20 protein-coding genes are annotated in these 19,593 nt (G+C 37.0%); 11 read left to right on the forward strand and 9 right to left on the reverse strand.

Annotation, left to right across the window (positions count from 1 at the left end):
- Nucleotides 1-894: 894 nt before the first annotated feature.
- The 3 genes from map (at nucleotide 895) to LZ480_RS15185 (ending at nucleotide 3,321) form a co-directional block, all read left to right on the forward strand.
- Nucleotides 895-1,647: a type I methionyl aminopeptidase gene (gene map / locus LZ480_RS15175; protein WP_241370387.1), complete on the forward strand. Its 753-nt coding sequence runs from the start codon at nucleotides 895-897 to the stop codon at nucleotides 1,645-1,647.
- 176 nt (nucleotides 1,648-1,823) lie between these two features.
- On the forward strand, nucleotides 1,824-2,678 hold the full coding sequence (locus tag LZ480_RS15180; RefSeq protein WP_241370388.1) for a polyphosphate kinase: 855 nt from the start codon (nucleotides 1,824-1,826) through the stop codon (nucleotides 2,676-2,678).
- Between the two features lie 85 nt (nucleotides 2,679-2,763).
- Complete coding sequence (locus LZ480_RS15185; protein WP_241370389.1) at nucleotides 2,764-3,321, forward strand: GNAT family N-acetyltransferase; 558 nt, start codon at nucleotides 2,764-2,766, stop codon at nucleotides 3,319-3,321.
- 67 nt (nucleotides 3,322-3,388) lie between these two features.
- On the opposite strand, the gene LZ480_RS15190 is transcribed toward LZ480_RS15185, so the two are convergent.
- The 3 genes from LZ480_RS15190 to LZ480_RS15200 form a co-directional block, all read right to left on the reverse strand.
- Entirely contained in the window at nucleotides 3,389-3,952 is a 564-nt protein-coding gene (locus LZ480_RS15190; RefSeq protein WP_241370390.1) for a beta-class carbonic anhydrase, read from the reverse strand.
- Nucleotides 3,953-4,119: 167 nt separating this feature from the next.
- Nucleotides 4,120-4,323: a hypothetical protein gene (locus LZ480_RS15195; protein ID WP_241370391.1), complete on the reverse strand. Its 204-nt coding sequence runs from the start codon at nucleotides 4,321-4,323 to the stop codon at nucleotides 4,120-4,122.
- A 134-nt stretch (nucleotides 4,324-4,457) separates the two neighbouring features.
- Nucleotides 4,458-5,693 carry an aminopeptidase gene (locus LZ480_RS15200; protein WP_241370392.1) on the reverse strand — a complete coding sequence of 412 codons (1,236 nt, stop codon included), beginning with the start codon at nucleotides 5,691-5,693 and terminating at the stop codon, nucleotides 4,458-4,460.
- Nucleotides 5,694-5,892: 199 nt separating this feature from the next.
- On the opposite strand from LZ480_RS15200, the gene motA reads away from it, so the two are divergent.
- The 4 genes from motA (at nucleotide 5,893) to LZ480_RS15220 (ending at nucleotide 9,869) form a co-directional block, all read left to right on the forward strand.
- On the forward strand, nucleotides 5,893-6,693 hold the full coding sequence (gene motA, locus LZ480_RS15205) for a flagellar motor stator protein MotA (RefSeq protein ID WP_241370393.1): 801 nt from the start codon (nucleotides 5,893-5,895) through the stop codon (nucleotides 6,691-6,693).
- The gene (motB, locus tag LZ480_RS15210) at nucleotides 6,677-7,441 is read left to right on the forward strand and encodes a flagellar motor protein MotB (RefSeq protein WP_241370394.1); all 765 of its coding nucleotides are present in this window, start codon (nucleotides 6,677-6,679) and stop codon (nucleotides 7,439-7,441) included. The genes motA and motB overlap by 17 nt, the downstream gene beginning before the upstream one ends.
- Before the next feature lie 431 nt (nucleotides 7,442-7,872).
- On the forward strand, nucleotides 7,873-8,961 hold the full coding sequence (locus LZ480_RS15215; protein ID WP_241370395.1) for a PfkB family carbohydrate kinase: 1,089 nt from the start codon (nucleotides 7,873-7,875) through the stop codon (nucleotides 8,959-8,961).
- Nucleotides 8,961-9,869 (forward strand): pseudouridine-5'-phosphate glycosidase, encoded by a 909-nt coding sequence (locus tag LZ480_RS15220; protein WP_241370396.1) that lies wholly within the window; start codon nucleotides 8,961-8,963, stop codon nucleotides 9,867-9,869. Before LZ480_RS15215 ends, LZ480_RS15220 begins: the two co-directional genes overlap by 1 nt.
- A 61-nt stretch (nucleotides 9,870-9,930) precedes the next feature.
- Here the strand turns inward: LZ480_RS15220 and LZ480_RS15225 are convergent, their stop codons facing one another.
- Nucleotides 9,931-10,152 carry a DUF1128 domain-containing protein gene (locus LZ480_RS15225; protein WP_241370397.1) on the reverse strand — a complete coding sequence of 74 codons (222 nt, stop codon included), beginning with the start codon at nucleotides 10,150-10,152 and terminating at the stop codon, nucleotides 9,931-9,933.
- A 430-nt stretch (nucleotides 10,153-10,582) separates the two neighbouring features.
- On the opposite strand from LZ480_RS15225, the gene LZ480_RS15230 reads away from it, so the two are divergent.
- Both LZ480_RS15230 and LZ480_RS15235 read left to right on the forward strand, forming a co-directional pair.
- The gene (locus LZ480_RS15230) at nucleotides 10,583-10,906 is read left to right on the forward strand and encodes a YtxH domain-containing protein (protein ID WP_241370398.1); all 324 of its coding nucleotides are present in this window, start codon (nucleotides 10,583-10,585) and stop codon (nucleotides 10,904-10,906) included.
- A 22-nt stretch (nucleotides 10,907-10,928) separates the two neighbouring features.
- Nucleotides 10,929-11,861 (forward strand): YihY/virulence factor BrkB family protein, encoded by a 933-nt coding sequence (locus LZ480_RS15235; protein ID WP_241370399.1) that lies wholly within the window; start codon nucleotides 10,929-10,931, stop codon nucleotides 11,859-11,861.
- A 49-nt stretch (nucleotides 11,862-11,910) separates the two neighbouring features.
- Here LZ480_RS15235 and LZ480_RS15240 read toward each other — a convergent pair whose 3' ends face one another.
- A complete protein-coding gene (locus LZ480_RS15240; protein WP_241370400.1) occupies nucleotides 11,911-13,815 on the reverse strand; it encodes a heavy metal translocating P-type ATPase in 1,905 nt (634 codons plus the stop codon).
- A gap of 208 nt (nucleotides 13,816-14,023) precedes the next feature.
- Between LZ480_RS15240 and LZ480_RS15245 the strand changes: the two genes are divergently transcribed.
- Nucleotides 14,024-15,406 (forward strand): L-cystine transporter, encoded by a 1,383-nt coding sequence (locus LZ480_RS15245; RefSeq protein WP_241370401.1) that lies wholly within the window; start codon nucleotides 14,024-14,026, stop codon nucleotides 15,404-15,406.
- Nucleotides 15,407-15,430: 24 nt separating this feature from the next.
- On the opposite strand, the gene LZ480_RS15250 is transcribed toward LZ480_RS15245, so the two are convergent.
- From LZ480_RS15250 to LZ480_RS15260, 3 genes are all read right to left on the reverse strand, one after another.
- Nucleotides 15,431-15,682: a hypothetical protein gene (locus LZ480_RS15250; protein WP_241370402.1), complete on the reverse strand. Its 252-nt coding sequence runs from the start codon at nucleotides 15,680-15,682 to the stop codon at nucleotides 15,431-15,433.
- 114 nt (nucleotides 15,683-15,796) lie between these two features.
- Entirely contained in the window at nucleotides 15,797-17,338 is a 1,542-nt protein-coding gene (locus tag LZ480_RS15255; RefSeq protein WP_241370403.1) for a fumarate hydratase, read from the reverse strand.
- A 188-nt stretch (nucleotides 17,339-17,526) separates the two neighbouring features.
- Complete coding sequence (locus tag LZ480_RS15260) at nucleotides 17,527-17,709, reverse strand: SE1561 family protein (RefSeq protein ID WP_241370404.1); 183 nt, start codon at nucleotides 17,707-17,709, stop codon at nucleotides 17,527-17,529.
- A gap of 459 nt (nucleotides 17,710-18,168) precedes the next feature.
- On the opposite strand from LZ480_RS15260, the gene LZ480_RS15265 reads away from it, so the two are divergent.
- The gene (locus LZ480_RS15265) at nucleotides 18,169-19,329 is read left to right on the forward strand and encodes an MFS transporter (RefSeq protein WP_241370405.1); all 1,161 of its coding nucleotides are present in this window, start codon (nucleotides 18,169-18,171) and stop codon (nucleotides 19,327-19,329) included.
- Nucleotides 19,330-19,345: 16 nt separating this feature from the next.
- Here the strand turns inward: LZ480_RS15265 and LZ480_RS15270 are convergent, their stop codons facing one another.
- A complete protein-coding gene (locus tag LZ480_RS15270) occupies nucleotides 19,346-19,582 on the reverse strand; it encodes a carboxypeptidase (protein ID WP_241370406.1) in 237 nt (78 codons plus the stop codon).
- Between the last annotated feature and the right edge of the window lie 11 nt (nucleotides 19,583-19,593).

Consider the following 19,593-nt stretch of genomic DNA (forward strand, 5'->3'; position numbering starts at 1 on the left):
GCCATAGGATCAAACACGCCGTAAATTCATATAATACTCATAATGAGCATTTTCTAATACAAAATTTAGAGTGAAGTACATGCAGATAATATAGTTCGTTCTGCTACGCTACGGGGCATGCTTTCCTGGGGGCGCTTCAACTAACTATATGCTTGCCACTACGGCGGCAAGCATATAGTGGATTTTCCGCGTCCGTTTTATCCCCAAGGAGTCAGCCCTAAGAAATGTGCTCCTGTCGCTACGCTTTCGTCGCAAAGCAAGATAGCTAATTTTTATTTACAGAGCTAACTTTTAATTAAAGCTACTATATCGTAAACAGCGACATATTTTATTCATCCCCGCCGCCTCGCGATAACGCAAGCGGTAACATCGGACTCTTTTTACTATATAGAGGATAGTAACATTTTAATTTGGCGGGCCTTACATGCGGTCATGTCGTAGCCCGCCGAAAATAAGTAGAATGCACTTATTCCATTTTTTGTTAGTTAATTGCACAATGTTAGTAATATAAAGAAAACTTTGACGATTGAACAATATGACCGTTTGATGGAAATCGGATGCTGATAACGTCATGATAAACGTTGCAAGAATGGCATGAATGAACATTATTAAGTTGCCAATAAGCGGTAGAAAAATTCATCGGTTTTCGATAGCTCTATTGTTGTGTGCGAGGGCATAAATTGCTAAAGAAATGATTACGAAAAAGGGGCAGAGGTCTGTTATTAAATAAATAGAAATCGGTTGCATGGCATCCACTTTAATCATGAATTATCTCCTTTTTTATTCTTTAGATTAACCTGCGTAAACAGTTGTTTTATTGAAGCGTTTATTCGTATAATGATTTTTAAGTATGTTATAGTTAGGGGTAGAGTTTTAAGAGGAAGGAAGTTACACATGATTGTTACAACTCAAGAAGAAATTCAAGCGTTTAAAAAAATCGGACGCATTTGTGCTGAAATTCGTGAAGCGATGAAAGCTGCGACAGTACCTGGTGTTACAACAAAAGAGTTAGATGAAATTGCAGGTCGTATGTTTGCAGAGGTAGGGGCTATTTCAGGTCCAAAAGGCGAATATGATTTCCCTGGATATACATGTATTTCAGTAAACCACGAAGTTGCACACGGTATTCCAGGTAGCAAAGTGATACAAGAAGGTGATATCGTAAACATCGACGTATCAGGCTCTTTAGATGGTTATTTTGCAGATACAGGGATTTCTTTTGTAGTAGGTGAAGGTTATGAAGAAAAAGAAAGACTTTGTGCAGTAGCCAAATCTGCTTTTGATCGTGCAATGACAAAAGTAAAGGCAGGTTCAAAGTTAAACCAAATTGGTAAAGCGGTTGAGCGTGAGGCATATGCAAACGGTTTAACTGTGATTATGAACTTAACTGGGCATGGTTTAGGGAAATCTTTACACGAAGCACCAAACCACGTATTAAACTATTATGACCCATCTGATAGCCAATTAATGAAAGAAGGTATGGTATTAGCAGTAGAACCTTTCATTTCTGCAAAGGCTGAACATATCGTTGAATCAGGGGATGGCTGGACATTTGTAACGCCCGATAAATCATTAGTAGCTCAAATTGAACACTCAATTATCGTTACTCAAGGTGAGCCAATTATTTTAACTTCTTTGGAAGACTAGTATATATAGAAAAACGTGAAGGCTTATTTTACAAGCTTTTCACGTTTTTTTATTTGTAATAGAAAGGAACCGAAGTAGGTATCTTTATAGCCACTTTAATTCATTACATAATCGATTACCAATTCTATACGCTTTCAAGTAAAATGGAAGTAGCAATATTTAGGAGGGTATAATAAATGAAGAAATTAAAAGAATTGGATTTATCATTAGAATTAGACAAAAAAATGTATAAAAAGAAAATTAAAATGTTGCAATATGAAATACTAAATGCACAGCAGTTTTTATTTAATAACAAAATCGGTTTAATCATTGTATTTGAAGGAATGGATGCAGCAGGGAAAGGGGGCGCCATTAAGCGTTTAACAGAGCGTGTTGACCCACGAGGATTACTTGTAACACCCATTTCTGCACCACAGCCTCATGAGAAACGTCACCACTATATGCACCGTTTCTGGAGAAAGCTCCCCCAGCACGGGCAAATCGCAATTTTTGACCGCTCTTGGTATGGGCGTGTCTTAGTAGAACGTATAGAAGGTTTTGCTACAGAGAAAGATTGGAAACGTGCTTACGGTGAAATTAATGACTTTGAAAAGCAATTAACAGATGAAGATTACATCATGATTAAATTCTGGATTCATATTGATGAAGATGAGCAATTAAAACGTTTCAATGAACGTGCACATGATCCGTACAAAGCTTGGAAACTAACAGATGAAGACTGGCGTAACCGTGAAAAATTTGGCTTATATTGTGAAGCCGCAGACGAAATGTTTGCAAAAACGGATACAGAAAATGCACCGTGGTGTTTAATTCCTGGGAATAATAAACTGTATGCACGCGTACAAGTATTAAAAGAAGTAATGGCACATATCGAAAAAGAAGTGGCACGTCGTGGTTTACACATTACAAATGTATTAGAAAAGCAGCAAGAAGAAATAGAAGCAGCAGAGCATGAAGAAGTAGCAACAACAGGGGAAGCTGTGGTAGCTCAAGCGAAAAAGAACAAGGTCAAAAAGAAAAAGTCAAAATGATGATCTCGGAAAAAAGTTTATGTAATATTGAAGGTGAATCAATGTGGGAAGCCTATTTAACTTTTTAAAAAAGAAGGAGGGTCCAATGGTACAACTTACAGGTCAAAACTGTTCGTTACGTACGTTTACACCATCTGATGCAAGAGCATTAGCTCAACTGTTAGCAGACAATAAATTTTTTTGGTCTACTTATGAACCATTGCATCGAGAAGAGTTTTATACAGAAGGGGCTCAATATCAAAAGATTTTAGAAAGTCTTCAACTTCTTCAGGCGAATCGGGAATTTTCATTTGGCATTTTTGATCATGGTAGCCAGCGACTCATTGGGCATATTTCTTTGTACTCGATTAAGCGTTTACCATACTCAAGTTGCTTTGTAGGCTACTCGATGGATGAACGTTATATCGGTCGTGGAATTACGACTGAGGCTGTTCGTTTATTGTTGGAATTTGGCTTTAATAGGTTAAATATTCATCGGATTGAAGCGTATGTAGCGCCGCAAAATATAGCATCGATTAAGGTATTAGAAAAATCAGGCTTTACTCGCGAGGGTCTACTTAGACAATTGCTATTTATTAACGGGGTGTGGGTTGATCATTATATGTATGCTATTTTGCAGGATGAATATAAAAAAATGAATTAAAAAAACGCGGCTGAAAATAGTTCAGCCGCGTTTGTGTTATTTAATGATTAGAGCAGTTAAAGGTTTTTTATGCTTTATTGCCGTCAGTTACTAAGTCTAACTTGCCTGTCTCTGGATCAATAACTAAGCCGTGCACTGGTACACCAGCTGGCATTAGAGGGTGACTTCTTACTAAATCCACACTTTTTAGTACACTTGTTTTGACATCGCCAAAACCACGTAGCCACTGGTCTAAATTAACACCAGCATAATTTAAAATATCGATTGTTTCTTGCTTTACCCCTCGTTCTAACATGTGGCCAACCATTACGTCTGGATCAACGGCACTCATTCCGCAATCGTAGTGCCCGATAATATATACTTCGTCTGCTTTTAATTCGTATACCGCAACAAGTAAGCTACGCATAATCCCACCGAATGGGTGATTGACGATGGCTCCAGCACTTTTGACAACCTTCACATCACCATTACGTAAATTCATTGCTTTTGGTAATAATTCTACTAAACGCGTATCCATACACGATAAAATAACAATTCTCTTATCAGGGTATTTTGTCGTTGCATACACTTCATATTGTTTCTCTTCAACAAATTGTTGGTTATATTCTAAAATTGATTGTAAAGCTGACATAATTTTTAATCCCCTTTCGATTTCTACTTATTTTAAAATATAATTTAGATAATTCAAATTAATTGACATATTTAATGAGAATTTTAATAAAAATAAAGCGAACTTATGTCGAAAAAAGCAAAAAAAAAAACAACCGCCCTTTTATATATGAGCGGTTGTGAAAAATTTTAATGATGGTGGTGTCCATCGTTTGATTTTTCGTTTGAAGCGAACGTACCAGCTTTTGAATCTACTACGACAGATTCGTGAGATTGTAACCCCATACGTAAATATTGAATGAACATAACTAGGAAAACAATAAGAACGATAGAGAATCCAAATACTAACGTGTAGTAATCAGATAAAAATGGATGACGGTGATCAAACATCATAAAACTCCTCTCTGCAATATAATAAGAATCATTATCCAATTATAACCTAACGAATTGGAACATTGTAGGGGATTTTATGGTTTTAATGTAGAATAAATTGTAAATATGGCGACATCTTGAAATTTCGGATTCAATTAAAATGCCCAGTTCCCGTTACGGAATACAGGTTCAGCCGTACCTGCTGCTGTAATACCATCAATATTCATTTTGTCAGAGCCAATCATAAAGTCAACATGTGTAATACTTTGATTTAAGCCATTTGCTAATAAATCTTCACGTGACATCGTTTTGCCACCTTCTAAACAGAATGCATAAGCACTACCGATTGCTAAGTGGTTTGATGCATTTTCATCGAATAATGTGTTGTAGAATAAAATATTCGATTGCGAAATTGGTGATTGGAATGGAACTAATGCAACTTCGCCTAAGTAGTGAGAGCCTTCATCAGTAGCCACTAAGTTTTTAAGAACTTCTTCTCCTTGCTCTGCTTCAACGTTTACAATGCGTCCATTTTCGAATGTGATTTTGAAATTGTCGATAATGTTACCACCGTAGCTAAGTGGTTTTGTGCTTGATACATACCCGTTTACACCGTCTTTATGAGGTACTGTGAACACTTCTTCTGTTGGCATATTTGCCATGAATTCGTCGCCTTTTTCATTCACGCTGCCAGCTCCACACCATAAATGACCTTTAGGAAGCTCAATTGTTAAATCTGTGCCTGGTGCTGTGTAATGTAATTTTGCATAGTTTTTTTCGTTTAAGTAATCTACTTTTTCGTGTAAGTTATCGTTGTGAATTGCCCATGCTTTTACAGGGTTTTCTAAGTCAGAACGAGTCGCTTTGAAAATCGCATCCCATAGTGCATCGACTTGTTTTTCTTTGGGCAAATCTGGGAATACCTTGCTAGCCCATTGTTCTGAAGGTGCTGCGATAACAGTCCAGCTAATTTTATCGGCTTGTACATATTGTCGGTATTTATTTAAAGCCATACCAGCTGCTTTTTGAGCGCTTGCAATTTTATTAGAATCAATTCCTGAAAGTAAATCAGGGCTTTGAGAAACAATGCTCATAAATGCTGCACCTTGTTCTGCTAACCATTCACGTTCCTGAACTTTCCAGGGAGGGAAGAAATCAAAACTATCTTCTTGAGCTAGTTCATAACGAGTGCGTGCAATAATATCATCTGTATAGTCGACAAATACTTGTTTTGCGCCATTTTCATAGGCAATTTTAGTAACTTTTTGAACAAATGGTGCAGCCTCGATTGAAGCAGCAATGTATAAATATTGATTTGGCTGGATATTAACGCCTATTTTTACTGCTAATTCAGCATAATTTGCTAAATTTCTTTCAAAATTTGAGTTCATTTGAATCATTCCTCCGATAATTGAATAATAAAATTGGTTTTTTTTGATACATTATAATCAAAATTACTGAAAAGAACAGAAAAATCCAATAATGCGTCGAAAAAAATATTTTTTGCCTTTATACTAGTGTATAGGAAGTTAACAAAAAGTTAAATAGACCGAAATAAGAAAAGACATAGTAATTTGGAGGTACTACATAATGGATATTTCATCACTTGTTGGGATAATTATTGCCTTTGTAGCCCTATTAGTAGGGATGTTTTTAAAAGGCGTAGGTCCTGAAGTATTAATCAACCCTGCTGCAATTTTAATTATCATTTTTGGTACAATTGCCGCTGTAACAATCGCATTCCCAATGAAGGAATTAAAAAGAGTTCCAAAGCTTTTCAAAATTTTATTTACAGAAACAAAATTAGCGAGTGATATTGATTTAATTAAAATGTTTTCACAATGGGCAGATTTAGCTCGCCGTGAAGGATTATTAGCGCTTGAAAGTAAAGCGGCTGAAATTGAAGATCCATTCTTAAAAAATGGTTTAACATTAGCGATCGATGGTCAAAACGCTGACTACATTCGCGATGTGTTAACAGAAGAAGTAGAAGCAATGGAAGACCGCCATGCTTCAGGGGCGGGGATTTTCTCGCAAGCTGGTACATACGCTCCAACGCTAGGGGTATTAGGTGCGGTAATTGGTCTTATTGCTGCCTTAAAAGATATGTCCGATATTGATAAACTAGGACATGCCATCTCAGCTGCGTTCGTGGCAACATTACTTGGTATTTTCACAGGGTACGTTTTATGGCATCCATTTGCGAACAAATTAAAGCGTAAATCATCTATAGAAGTAAAGCAAAAGTATATGATGGTTGAAGGAATTTTATCAGTATTAGAAGGTGAAGCACCTCGTGTAATTGAACAAAAATTAGCTTCGTACTTAACAATGGAAGAACGTAAGCAAATTACGGAAAGCGGGGCGGGTGGCCTTGGCAAAGAAGCATAAAAAACATAAGAAGCATGAGGAGCACATGGATGAATCCTGGCTAGTGCCTTATGCGGATATTTTAACGCTGCTATTAGCGCTTTTTATCGTACTGTTTGCATCAAGTACGGTTGACCAAAATAAGTTAAATCAATTGTCTGCCGTGTTCAATGACATTTTTACGAGTGGCACAGGTGTAATGGACAATCCAGCAGTTATACAAACACCAAATGGCTCATCTTCTAATATTCAATCAGGTGCCTCTAAATATATGGAGGACCAAGAACGTTTAAAAGAATCGCAAAACCGAGTGGATGAGTTTATTGCAGTTAATGAATTAGAAAAACAATTCGAAACAAAATTAACTGAAGAAGGTTTATTGATTACGATTCGTGATAGCGTATTGTTCGATACAGGTCGAGCAGATGTAAAAGCTGAATACGATTCTATTGCAGATGAATTATCAAAGTTATTAATGTTCAATCCGCCACGTAATATTGTTATTACAGGGCATACAGACAATGTACCAATCAATACAAACGAATTTGATTCTAACTGGGATTTATCTGTTATGCGTGCGGTTAATTTCATGAAGGAAGTTGTCGCTGGAAACAAAGAATTAGACCCAAAATACTTCAGTGTAAAAGGCTTTGGGGAATATAGCCCAATTGCTTCAAATGACACAGAAGAAGGGCGTGCAAAGAACCGCCGAGTTGAAGTACTCGTACAACCACGTGTAACCGAAGCAGGAGAAGTAATCGTTGAATAGTAAAGTAGGGGGTGTCCGAGAAGTGATTCTGGGACACCCCCTACTTTGCGCCGAGGATGGAGGCTAGCACGAAGCTAGTCATGAATGCGTTGTCACAGGAAGTGACGGTTTTAGCATTCGTTCTTTTATTTCGACCACCGCAGAAGCACCGCCTGCAGCGGATAATTAATACACGAACGAAGCACTGCGCTAAAAGTAAATACTGTTCGCGCAGCCCCTTCTGTTTTAAGTGTGAATTATCGGCTTACGGCAGTGGTCAGAAGATAGATGAATGAGCTGTAATAATGTGTGCCAATGCATCTATAATCAGTAGCTTCAATACTCGGCGCAAAAAATTGCTCGGAAACGGATATCTGAGCAATTTTTTTTTTGACATCTATTAAACAAAAGTTTATAATTACAAACAAATGTTTATTTGTGAGGTGAGGCTATTGAATGAAAAAGGAAAATTAGTGTTTCAGCTAATTAAAAAAAATCCTTATTTATCACAACAAGAAATGGCAGAGCAATTAGGTATGTCAAGGCCAGCTCTAGCAAATACGATTTCATCGTTAATTAAACGAGGAGAAATAATTGGTCGTGCTTATGTTTTACCTGAAAAGAATCAAATTATTGCAATTGGTGGTGCAAATGTCGACCGAAAATTTTCGATTGAGGGCGACACACAGTTAGGAACTTCTAATCCAGCATCTGTATCTGAAAGTGTTGGCGGCGTAGCACGAAACATTGCAGAAAATTTAGGGCGACTGGGTAACTTTGTGTCACTATTAACGACACTTGGTGAAGACCATGACGGATTATTAATTGAGCAGTCAAGCAATACTTATATTAATTTTGATTTGGTGGAAAAGGTAAAAGATGAATCTACTGGTTCATATACAGCAGTTTTAGATCACACTGGTGAGCTTGTTATCGCAATGGCTAACATGGCTATTTACGATAAGTTAACTCCAAGTGTACTCAAGCAATGTGAAGCGACTTTGCAAAATGCAAGCTGCATCATTATTGATTTGAATTGCCCACTTGAAACGGTGCAATATGTAAAAGATTTTGCTACTCAGCACAATATTATTTTAGCGATTGTTCCGGTATCATCACCCAAAATGTCACGTATGCCAAAAGATTTGCAAGGTGTGAATTATCTAATTTGTAATCGAGATGAAGCTGAAGCCTACTTGCAACAAAAAGTAGAGACGTTTGAGCAATATGAGCAAGCAGTGCAAGGATTACTCGAAAAAGGAGTAGAGTATGTGCTGCTTACATTAGGGGGCCAAGGTGTAATGGCAGGGCATGCAAATAACATCACGCATTTCAAAGCAGTTGTTACTGAAGATATTGTGGATGTAACTGGTGCAGGTGATGCATTTGTAAGTGCATATTTACATGGCATGTTAAACAATGAAACATTAGAAGAATCAGTTCAGCTAGGATTAATTAATGCATCAAAAACATTACAATCGGACAAAACTGTTCGCCCAGATTTAACTAAAAATAACTTAACTAATTGGAGGAATTTATAATGAAACAATACTTATCATATTCTCAAGAGGTATTAGAAGCAAAAGAGAAAGGCTTACCAATCGTAGCTTTAGAATCAACAATCATCTCACATGGTATGCCGTACCCACAAAACGTAAAAACAGCTCGTGAAGTAGAGCAAATTATTCGTGATGGCGGTGCAGTGCCAGCTACAATCGCATTAATCGATGGCCAAATTAAAATTGGTTTATCAGACGAAGAATTAGAAATGTTTGGTAACGCTCAAGGTGTTGCAAAAGCATCTCGTCGTGATATCGGTTACTTACTTGCAACGAAAAAAATGGGCGCAACAACAGTAGCAGCTACAATGATTTGCGCTGAATTAGCAGGGATTGAGTTGTTCGTAACGGGCGGTATTGGTGGAGTTCACCGCGGTGCAGAAACAACAATGGACATTTCTGCTGACTTAGAAGAATTAGCAATGACTAACGTAGCTGTTGTATGTGCTGGGGCAAAATCAATTTTAGATATCGGGCTTACATTAGAATATTTAGAAACAAAAGGCGTACCAGTAATCGGTTATGGCACTGATAAGTTACCAGCATTCTACACACGTGAAAGCGACTTCGATGTAAACTTCCGTTCTGATTCACCAGAAGAAACAGCGTCAATTTTACGTACGAAATGGGATTTAGGCTTACGTGGGGGTGCATTAATTGCTAACCCAATTCCAGTTGAAGATTCAATAGAAGCAAGCTTTATTACTAACATTATCGAAAATGCATTAAAAGAAGCTGAGGCTAACGGTATTGCAGGTAAAAATGTAACGCCTTTCTTATTAGGTAAGGTAAAAGAGTTAACAGAAGGTAAATCATTAGACGCAAATATCGCATTAGTGAAAAATAATGCAGTTATTGGCGCGAAAATTGCTGTAGAATTAAATAAATAACTACTATTTCCTAGGGAATAATATAAAAGCTCGTCGAATTATCGACGAGCTTTTTCGATGATTATTTACGTAGTGAACCTAATTCAGCGACAATTGCGTTCATTTCGCTTGGGCTAAAGGAATCGCGTTTCATCACCATTTCATATAAATATTGTAGATCTTCGTATTTGTTTTCGTCGAATGCTTCTGATTGCATTGCATCGCCATTCGCCATACGAAGTTTGTCTTTAATTTGTTCGATCATATAAGCGACATTTTCTTGTGTTGGATTGGATAAGTCCATAATTAGTTGCCCTGCCTTTCAAAGTATACGAAACCATCATTTCATGCACGGAGCAACTTGTCAACCTATTCAATTACGCCTTGGCGTAATTGCGTCCAGATTTTTTCGGGGCCACAGGACGTGGGTCAGTCAGCCGTTGTCACACGATGTGACGTCTTTAGGCTGACTTCCTCTTTAAATTTCATCTAAAAAATCTGTGACATCCGCCGGGGGCTTGGGCCAACACGATGTTGGTCACTCAGGCGTTGCCGTACGACGCGGCGTTCTTAGCCTGTGTTCCCCTATTCAGCTAGGTTGAAAACCTCGCTGAATCAAGTTAAAGTGGGATGAATACTTTAAAAATTGGGTAACATTCGTTAAAATGAAATTAATTAGTTTTACAGGAAATTTGAAATGGATTATGCAAGCATGTACAAAGGAGAGGTTTTAAATGAAAAGTAAATTGTTACCATTCATCGCGATTGGAGCAGTTGTTGGAGCAGCAATCAGCATGTTAGATAGGCAAACGCGAGAACATACTGTAGAAACAGCGAAAAAAGCGAAAGATACTGTTGCTTATTATGCTGAAAATCATGAAGAACTTAAGGTATTAGTTGAGTCAAAAGCAGAACAGATGCAATCGCTTTATGGCGCAGTGAATAGCAATGTACAAGCACTAATACAAAGTGATATTCAACAAATGCCGACAACAATTCTAAGTATGGTTTCTGAGACGATGAATGCGTTCTCAAAAAAGGACGATCAACTAAGCTAATAACCATTAGGGTGGTGGCTAGATGACAAACAAAAGACAACAAAATGAAACGTTGGCGCTCATAAAATCATTCGTAGTAACTGATCCAACTCAAATCGATATATTAACAACAAAGGGCTTTTTTCAAGATTTAATACACCGTACAAAAAACGCTGATATGTCGGGAATGGGTGCACAGTTAGCTTTCTTTTTCTTATTATCATTTTTTCCAATGTTTATTATTATGGTAACGCTTTTACCATATTTAAATTTAGAGCGGGGACAAGTTTTTGATTTTTTAAGTAATATTATGCCAGATGAGGTGTATAGCCTTATTGAAGGGACATTAATAGAGGTACTGAGCAGTCAAAATAGTGGGTTACTTTCAATCGGGGTTATTGGTACAGTATGGTCTGCTTCTAAAGGTGTAGATGCGCTCATGAAGGCATTGAACCGTGCTTATGGCGTAGAAGGTAAAGCCGGTTTTATGAATCGAATTTGGTCTTTATTTTTTACGATTTCATTAGTAGCAGTTATTTTAATGGCGCTTGTTTTACCTGTATTCGGTCTGCAAATTGGTAAACTTATTTTCAGTTATTTTGGTGTTGCGGAATCATTTGAAACAATTTGGACATTTATTCGATGGATTACACCACCTGCGTTAATCTTTTTGTTATTAATGGCAATGTACTGGATTGTTCCAAATACGGTTCCTCGTTTGACAATTGTGAGTGTATTTCCAGGTGTTTTTTTTGCTACATTAGGATGGCTCGTACTCACTTACGGATTCTCGTTTTACATTAATAATTTTGGTAACTATAGCGCGACCTATGGCAGTATTGGAGGGGTCATTATTTTAATGTTGTGGCTGTACTTTACAGGGATGATGTTAATTTTTGGTGGCCTGCTAAATGCAACGTTTCAAAAACGACAACTTGCCAAAAATAAAGAAGACGTAAAGTCTCCAGTATTTTAAAAGAGTGGATTCGGTTGAAATTTTCAATCGAATTCACTCTTTTTGCTCTTTATACTTTTTTACTTAATAAGCGTAATCCGTTTAAAATAACTAAAATTGTACTTCCTTCATGACCGATAACCCCAAATGGTAAGCTAATCGCTTGGAAGAAATTTGAGATGATTAGTAGGGTAATGACGGCTAGTGAGAAAATAATATTTTGCTTAACGATACGCTGCATTTTACGTGAAAGCTTTACCGCATAAGCAATTTTGGATAAGTCATTTTTCATTAATACTACATCTGCTGTTTCAAGGGCAACGTCTGTACCGCCACCCATTGCAATACCTACTGATGCTGTTGCTAGAGCAGGAGCGTCGTTAATTCCGTCGCCAACCATGCCAACATGTTCGAAATCTGCTTTATATTTTTTGATATGCTCTACTTTTGTTTCAGGTAGGCATTCGGCTACATAGCTTGTGACAGTAGCTTCTTGTGCGATTGCTTTTGCAGTTGTTTCATTGTCACCTGTTAGCATTAAGACATCGATGCCAAGTTCTTTTAAAGCTGCAACGGCTTTTTTTGCTTCTTCACGAACTACATCTTTTAGTGCGACTAGTGCAGCAATACCTTGTTCATCTTTTAAAAAGACAACTGTTTTCCCATCTTGAGCTAATTGTTGCAATGCCCCATTGTGAAAGCTATTCGCTAGCTCTTTCCCAACAAATTCAGGTTTACCAATTGAATACGCATTACCTTCAAAAACAGCCTCTAATCCAAAACCAGGAATATCCTCAATTTCGATATTGTGTGGAATAACGATCTGTTGTTTTTTTGCATATTTTGTAATGGCCCGTGCTAGTGGATGGTTTGATTGTGCTTCAATACCTGCCAACACTGCTAATGTGTCTAATTCATGTAACCCTTCACGTACGATAAAATCCGTTACAGCGGGAGTACCTTGTGTAAGCGTACCAGTTTTATCAACTGCTAAAACACGTAGTAAACTTAAATGTTCTAAATGCACGCCACCTTTTACTAAAATCCCGTTTTTTGCCCCATTAGATATAGCGGATAATGTTGCTGGCATAATTGAGGCAACGAGTGCACAAGGAGATGCTACGACTAATAACACCATGGCACGGTAAAATGTTGTCGTCCAGTCCCAATCTAGTAAATAGTGAGGTAGTACCATCATTAAAGCTACAGTGATTAATACGCCTTTAACATATAGCCCTTCAAAGCGCTCGATAAATTGCTGTGAAGGGGATTTTTCACTTTGCGCTGATTGCACAAGCGTAATAATTTTTTGGAATAGTGTTTCTGAATTTGGTTTTGTTACAGTAATTGTTAATACCCCGTTTAAATTTACTGTTCCGGCAAATGCATCATCACCGATATTTTTTGAAACGGGCATCGATTCACCTGTAATTGCTGCTTCATCGACTGTAGATACACCTTTGAAAATCGTCCCATCTGCTGGGATACGTTCACCTGGTTTAACTAAAATATGGTCATTTACTTTTAATTCTTTTACTGACACTTTAATTGGTTCAAATCCACCACGTACTAACCAAGCCTCTTCAGGTTGTAATTCCATTAATGAAGAAATTTCTTTATGGCTTTTGTTCATGGCATAGGTTTCAAGTGCACCACTAAGGGCAAAAATAAAAATTAAAATAGCTCCTTCTGTCCAATAACCGATAATGGCCGAACCAATTGCAGCTAAAATCATCAACATTTCGACATTCAATGATTTATTTTCAATTGTATCTTCAATACCTTCTTTTGCTTTGGCATAGCCACCAATGACAAATGCAGATAAATACGCCATAATGGCAGCGGTCATTTGCCCAGTAGATTCCATCCGCCACGCAATTAAAATGATAAGCCCAGCAACAAGCGCAGCAATCAATTCTTTATGTTCATTTATTTTCTCATTTAACGATAAATTTTCTCGATTAAAATTACCCATAAGTACCTCCTTGATAATGAATATCATTGTTAAAACAACTGATAATTAATTTCATTTAGTTTATAATTATTTTTTATTTAGAATTATTATAATTTAATGGGGATCATTTGTAAATAAAAAAAGAAAAGATTAAAATTAATCATACTTGACTTATAGGAATTATAGATTAATATAGGGAGTACATAAAAATTTTTTGGAGGGATAAAAATTGAATTTATTCGTTTTACTTAATGTTGCAGTGTTACTTATTGTCATTGCATTTTTATATTTCCTTAAATCAAAGCATGTTAAGTTTTCAAATCGTGTATTTATCGCTTTAGGTTTAGGGGTTTTACTTGGTGTAGGCTTACAATTTGCTTACGGAATTGAATCGGAGGCACTAACAGAAACAATACCTTGGTACAATATTGTTGGTTCTGGTTATGTGAAATTACTACAAATGATTTCAATGCCTTTAGTTTTTATTTCGATTTTAGCGGCATTTACGAAAGTAACAATTGGGAAAAACTTTGGTAAATCAGCAGCAATTATTTTATCTGTATTAATCGGTACAACAGCATTGGCAGCCAGTATTGGTATCGCTTCAACAGTAATCTTTGATTTAGATGCAAACCAAATTATGAGTGGGGATGCAGAAGTAGCACGTGGTGAAGCGATGGTAGAAAAATCTGCGGAAGTAACAACTTTACCAGATCAAATTTTATCAATGTTCCCGGCAAACCCATTTTCTGATTTAACTGGTGCGCGTGCGACATCAACAATCGGTGTTGTAATTTTCGCAGCGTTCCTAGGATTTAGTTATTTAACACTTCTTCGTAAAGAGCAAGAAACGGCTGATAACGTAAAAAAAGGAATCGACGCATTATACGGTTTAATTATGGGTGTTGTTCGAATCATTTTACGTTTAACTCCTTACGGGGTAGCAGCCATTATGGCACGTACAGTTGCAACAAGTGACTTAGGTGCAATTATGGACTTAGGGAAGTTCGTATTAGCTTCATATGTAGCGTTAATTACAATGTTCATTATTCACTTAATTATTGTCGCATTAACGGGTTTAAGCCCATTACAGTATGTAAAAAAATCTGCGGAAGTACTATTATTTGCTTTCACTTCTCGTTCAAGTGCAGGTGCGTTACCGCTTAATATCCAAACACAAACAAAACGGTTTGGTGTTCCGGATGGTATTGCTAACTTTGCAGGTTCGTTCGGTTTATCAATCGGACAAAACGGGTGTGCTGGAGTATATCCAGCAATGTTAGCGGTGATGATTGCACCAACAGTTGGAATTAATCCTTTAACACCAGGCTTTATCACGACATTAATTTTAATCGTTGCCATTAGCTCATTTGGTGTAGCAGGTGTTGGTGGTGGTGCGACATTTGCGGCAATTATCGTCTTATCAGCAATGGATTTACCAATCGCATTAGCAGGTATTTTAATTTCGGTTGAACCATTAATCGATATGGGGCGTACAGCGCTTAACGTTAGTGGTTCAATGGTTTCTGGTATCGTATCAAGCCGTGCAACAAACGAGTTAGATACAACGATTTATAATGAATCGGCTGATAAAGCGCCACTAGTTCAATAATAGAAAATTAAAAGTCGCACAGAATCATTTAAGTTCTGTGCGACTTTTTGGTGATTGATAGAGCTTGTCGCGCTGATAAAACGCAGCAACAAACAATAACCATAAAAATAAGCATAAATAGAGGTAAATATATTGAAATGTTACGTGAGGGAAAATGAAGATTACATAAAGCGTAAATAACAGTGCAATAGCAAGGCTATGTTTCCACTTGTATTTTGAACTAAAGTAAATTTGCGTACCAATAAATAATAGGTTTAGTAATTTTAATATGAACACGTACATCCCCCTGTCTACTACTATTTTTTTCAGTATAGCAGACAGGGGAGTGTTAAATCATTATAAAAAAACAGACTCGCCGCAAATTGCAAGCGAGTCTGTTGTCTATTTAAATTAGAATACACGCTCACCGTGCATTGCTAATTTGTCTAATGAAGATTTTTCTACATCAGCGTGTAAAGAGTTCCCATGAGAGTCCATCGTTACTACTGCTGTAAAGTCTTGAACTGATAAGTGCCACATTGCTTCAGGAATACCGAATTCAATTAAGTCAACGCCATCAACTGATTTGATGCAGTCTGCGTAGTACTGTGCAGCACCACCGATTGCGTTTAAGTAAACGCCGCCGTGTTCGCCAAGAGCTTTTAATGTTTTTGGGCCCATGCCGCCTTTACCCATAACAGCGCGGATACCGAATTTTTTCATGATGTCGCCTTGGTATGGCTCCTCACGAATAGAAGTTGTAGGACCAGCTGCTTTCACAACCCAGTTGTCAGCTTCGTCTTTTGCCATTACTGGACCACAGTGATAGATGATTTGACCATCTAAGTCTACTGGAGCTTCAACGCCTTCACCGATTAAGTGGTGGTGAATTGCGTCACGGCCAGTGTACATACGACCAGAGATTTTAACAACGTCACCAACGTTTAGTGAACGAATTTGCTCTTCAGAAATTGGAGCAACTAATTCAACAACTTTGTTGCTAGCATTAGCTTCTGATTTTTCTTCGTCTTTGAACGTGATTTTTTCGCCTTCTTGGTAGTGCCAGTTTGTAATTTCACCAGTCGCTGGATCGATATCAATTGCCATACGACGGTAAGCCCAACAGTTGTACGCTACTGATACGAAGAATGATGCTGGTAAGCGGTCCATTACGCCAATTTTACAGCCCAGTAATGTTGCTTCACCACCGAAGCCCATTGTACCAACGCCAAATGTGTTAGAAGTTTCTACGATATAGTCTTCTAATTTAGCTAAGTCTTCGATTGGATTTACGTCTTCAACGTGACGGAATAATTGCTCTTTTGCAAGATCGTAACCAGAAGAGCGGTCACCACCTATACCAACACCGATGAAACCAGCTGAACAGCCTTGACCTTGTGCTTGCCATACAGAGTGTAAAATACATTTACGGATACCGTCTAAGTCACGACCAGCGCGGCCTAAACCTTCTAATTCTGTAGGTAAAGAGTATTGAATATTTTTGTTTTCACAGCCGCCACCTTTTAAGATTAACTTCACTGTGATGTAGTCGTTTTCCCATTGTTCAAACTTCACAACTGGAAGACCAGCGCCAATGTTTGTACCTGAGTTTTTCCCAGTTAAAGAGTCAACTGAGTTTGGACGTAATTTTGCATCGCCAGTTGCTGCAGCGATTGCAGTTTGGATTGCTTTTTTAATTTCAATTTGGTTTACGCCAACCGGAGTATATACTTTAAATGTTGGTAGACCAGTATCTTGACAGATTGGAGATACATTGTCTTCAGCCATTGCGATATTTGTTGTAATCGTGTCTAATGTCATTGCTGCACGAGTACCAGCGTTTTCAGCTTCTTTGGCAGCTTTAATCGCGCGACGAACGTCTTTTGGTAAGTTAGTAGATGTTTCAGTTACTAAAGAATAAAGACTTTTTTCTAAAGTTTCTAAGTATGCCATCTTATTTTTCCCCCCAGAAAAATAGTATTGTTTTAAAATCCATCTTACATTATAACCTTTTTAATCTAGAAAAAAAAGAGCGCTTACATCCGATGTAAATGAAAATTATGAAAATCAGTTATTTAGCTAGAAAAATGAAATAAAACAATGAAAAAAGCAATGCCTATTTAGAGCATTGCTTTTCGAAATTAGTCTTCGCGTGATTGAAATTGTTCCATCTTTTGTTCTAAATCGTCCATCATTTGAATTAAGCGATCGATATCTTCTAATTCTGTTGTTTCCGGATCGATAGCATCTAACACCTCAAGGAAGATTTCTAAACGTTCTTTTAAATACGTTACTTGCTGCTCTTTGTTTGTAATTGGATTCATATGAGAGATTCTCCTTTGTGTTTGCTTACGTTAAGTATACTACGTTTTTTCATAAAAGTTAATGGACAACTTATAGCAAAGATAATTGGATTTTATTAAGAATCTTTTAAAATATAGTCAATTGTATAGAACTTATTAATTATTTTAAAGTTATGTGTATTCAGAATATTGCTATAATTGAATTGTTATGATAATGTAAATATATACTTAAAGATGAGGGGGATGGTCGGAAAAAACATGTATAAATAAACTCAATGAAAAGGAGGAAGTTTAAACGTTTTTCGGCGTATTTGCCGACAAAGATTGTTTACGCAAAGTATAAATGGAATTATGTGAAATTTGAAACCCTAGTTAACTTTTAGAGATAAAGTTAGCTAGGGTTTTTTATGGTTGCAAAAATTTCCCCATGCGTTAAAAAGCTATGATACGATGATAGGTATGAGTAAAAGGAGATAGAGTATGAGTTACAATCAACGTAGATTTGCCATATTAGTTATTATCGTATCCATTTCAGGCTTCTCACAAGGTATGCTACTGCCATTGATTTCGGTTATTTTTGAAAGTGATGGGGTTTCTTCTACATTAAATGGGTTGAATGCAACAGGTCTTTATATTGGTACGCTCTTAATATCCCCATTTATTGAGCAACCGCTTCGTAAATATGGATATAAGCCAATTATTATTATTGGTGGGGCACTTGTCTTTACATCGTTAATGTTATTTCCTTTTTGGAAAAGTGCTTTATTTTGGTTTGTATTACGCATGATTATTGGCATCGGAGATCATGCACTTCATTTTGCTACACAAACGTGGACAACTTCTACTACACCTTCACATAAGCTAGGGAAGTATATGTCGATTTATGGGATGTCATTTGGGCTCGGTTTTGCTGCAGGTCCATTATTCGTACCACTTGTTAAAATTTCGCAAAGCCTACCATTTATCGTTTCATCTATTTTATGCTTATTTGCTTGGTCGCTTATTTTCTTTGTGAAAAATGAAAAGCCAGAAACATTAATAGGGGATGCCAATCATGCAGGCTTTACCCGATATAAGCTAGCAATAAAATATGGGTGGGTGGCATTTTTACCACCATTTGTCTATGGATTTTTAGAGTCTTCACTAAATGCCTTATTTCCTGTTTATGCACTGCGCAAAGAATTTGATTTGTCATTTGTATCTATTATATTAGCTTGCTTTTCAATTGGTGCGGTTACGATGCAGTTTCCACTTGGTGCACTTGGAGATCGCATTGGTCGTCGCAAAGTGATTATTTCTGGGCTATTATTTGGTGGAGGATTTTTCTTGATTGGTAATTTATTAGAGGATTCGCAGTTATTTGTTGCAGCAATCTTTTTAATTGCAGGTATGTGTGTAGGTTCCATGTTTTCATTAGGCATTACATATATGACAGATTTAACGCCAAAAGAGCTGTTACCAACTGGCAATTTATTATGTGGTATTTTCTTTAGTTTAGGAAGCTTAAGTGGCCCATTTTTAGGTGGGGTGTATTTAGAATTGTTCCCGAGCAATGGATTTTTATTATTAGTAGCTACAATTTTGTTCGTTGTTGCCTTTGTTGTCATGAAGTTTGGGAAAACAAATAAAGTAATCGTTTAAGCAAAAAGCAGGCGTCCTATTGCGAACGTCTGCTTTTTACTGTGAAAAATACGATTGCGGTAATAATACACGCTACTATTATGTACATAAAGACATTTAAGTAATTAACGCCACCAAATGTAACAGCAGCTTGTAAAGAGCTTGCAGATGTAGCGGAGTTTTCATCATTGCTTTGGAAAATAACACCGCCAAGCCATGAAATCCCAAAATAAGAAATAGCAAAAGTAATTGCTACAAAAAGAAAGTTTTTCATATTAATACCTC

Source organism: Solibacillus palustris, from assembly GCF_022549215.1.
In the GTDB taxonomy this organism is placed as follows: Bacteria; Bacillota; Bacilli; order Bacillales_A; family Planococcaceae; genus Solibacillus; species Solibacillus daqui.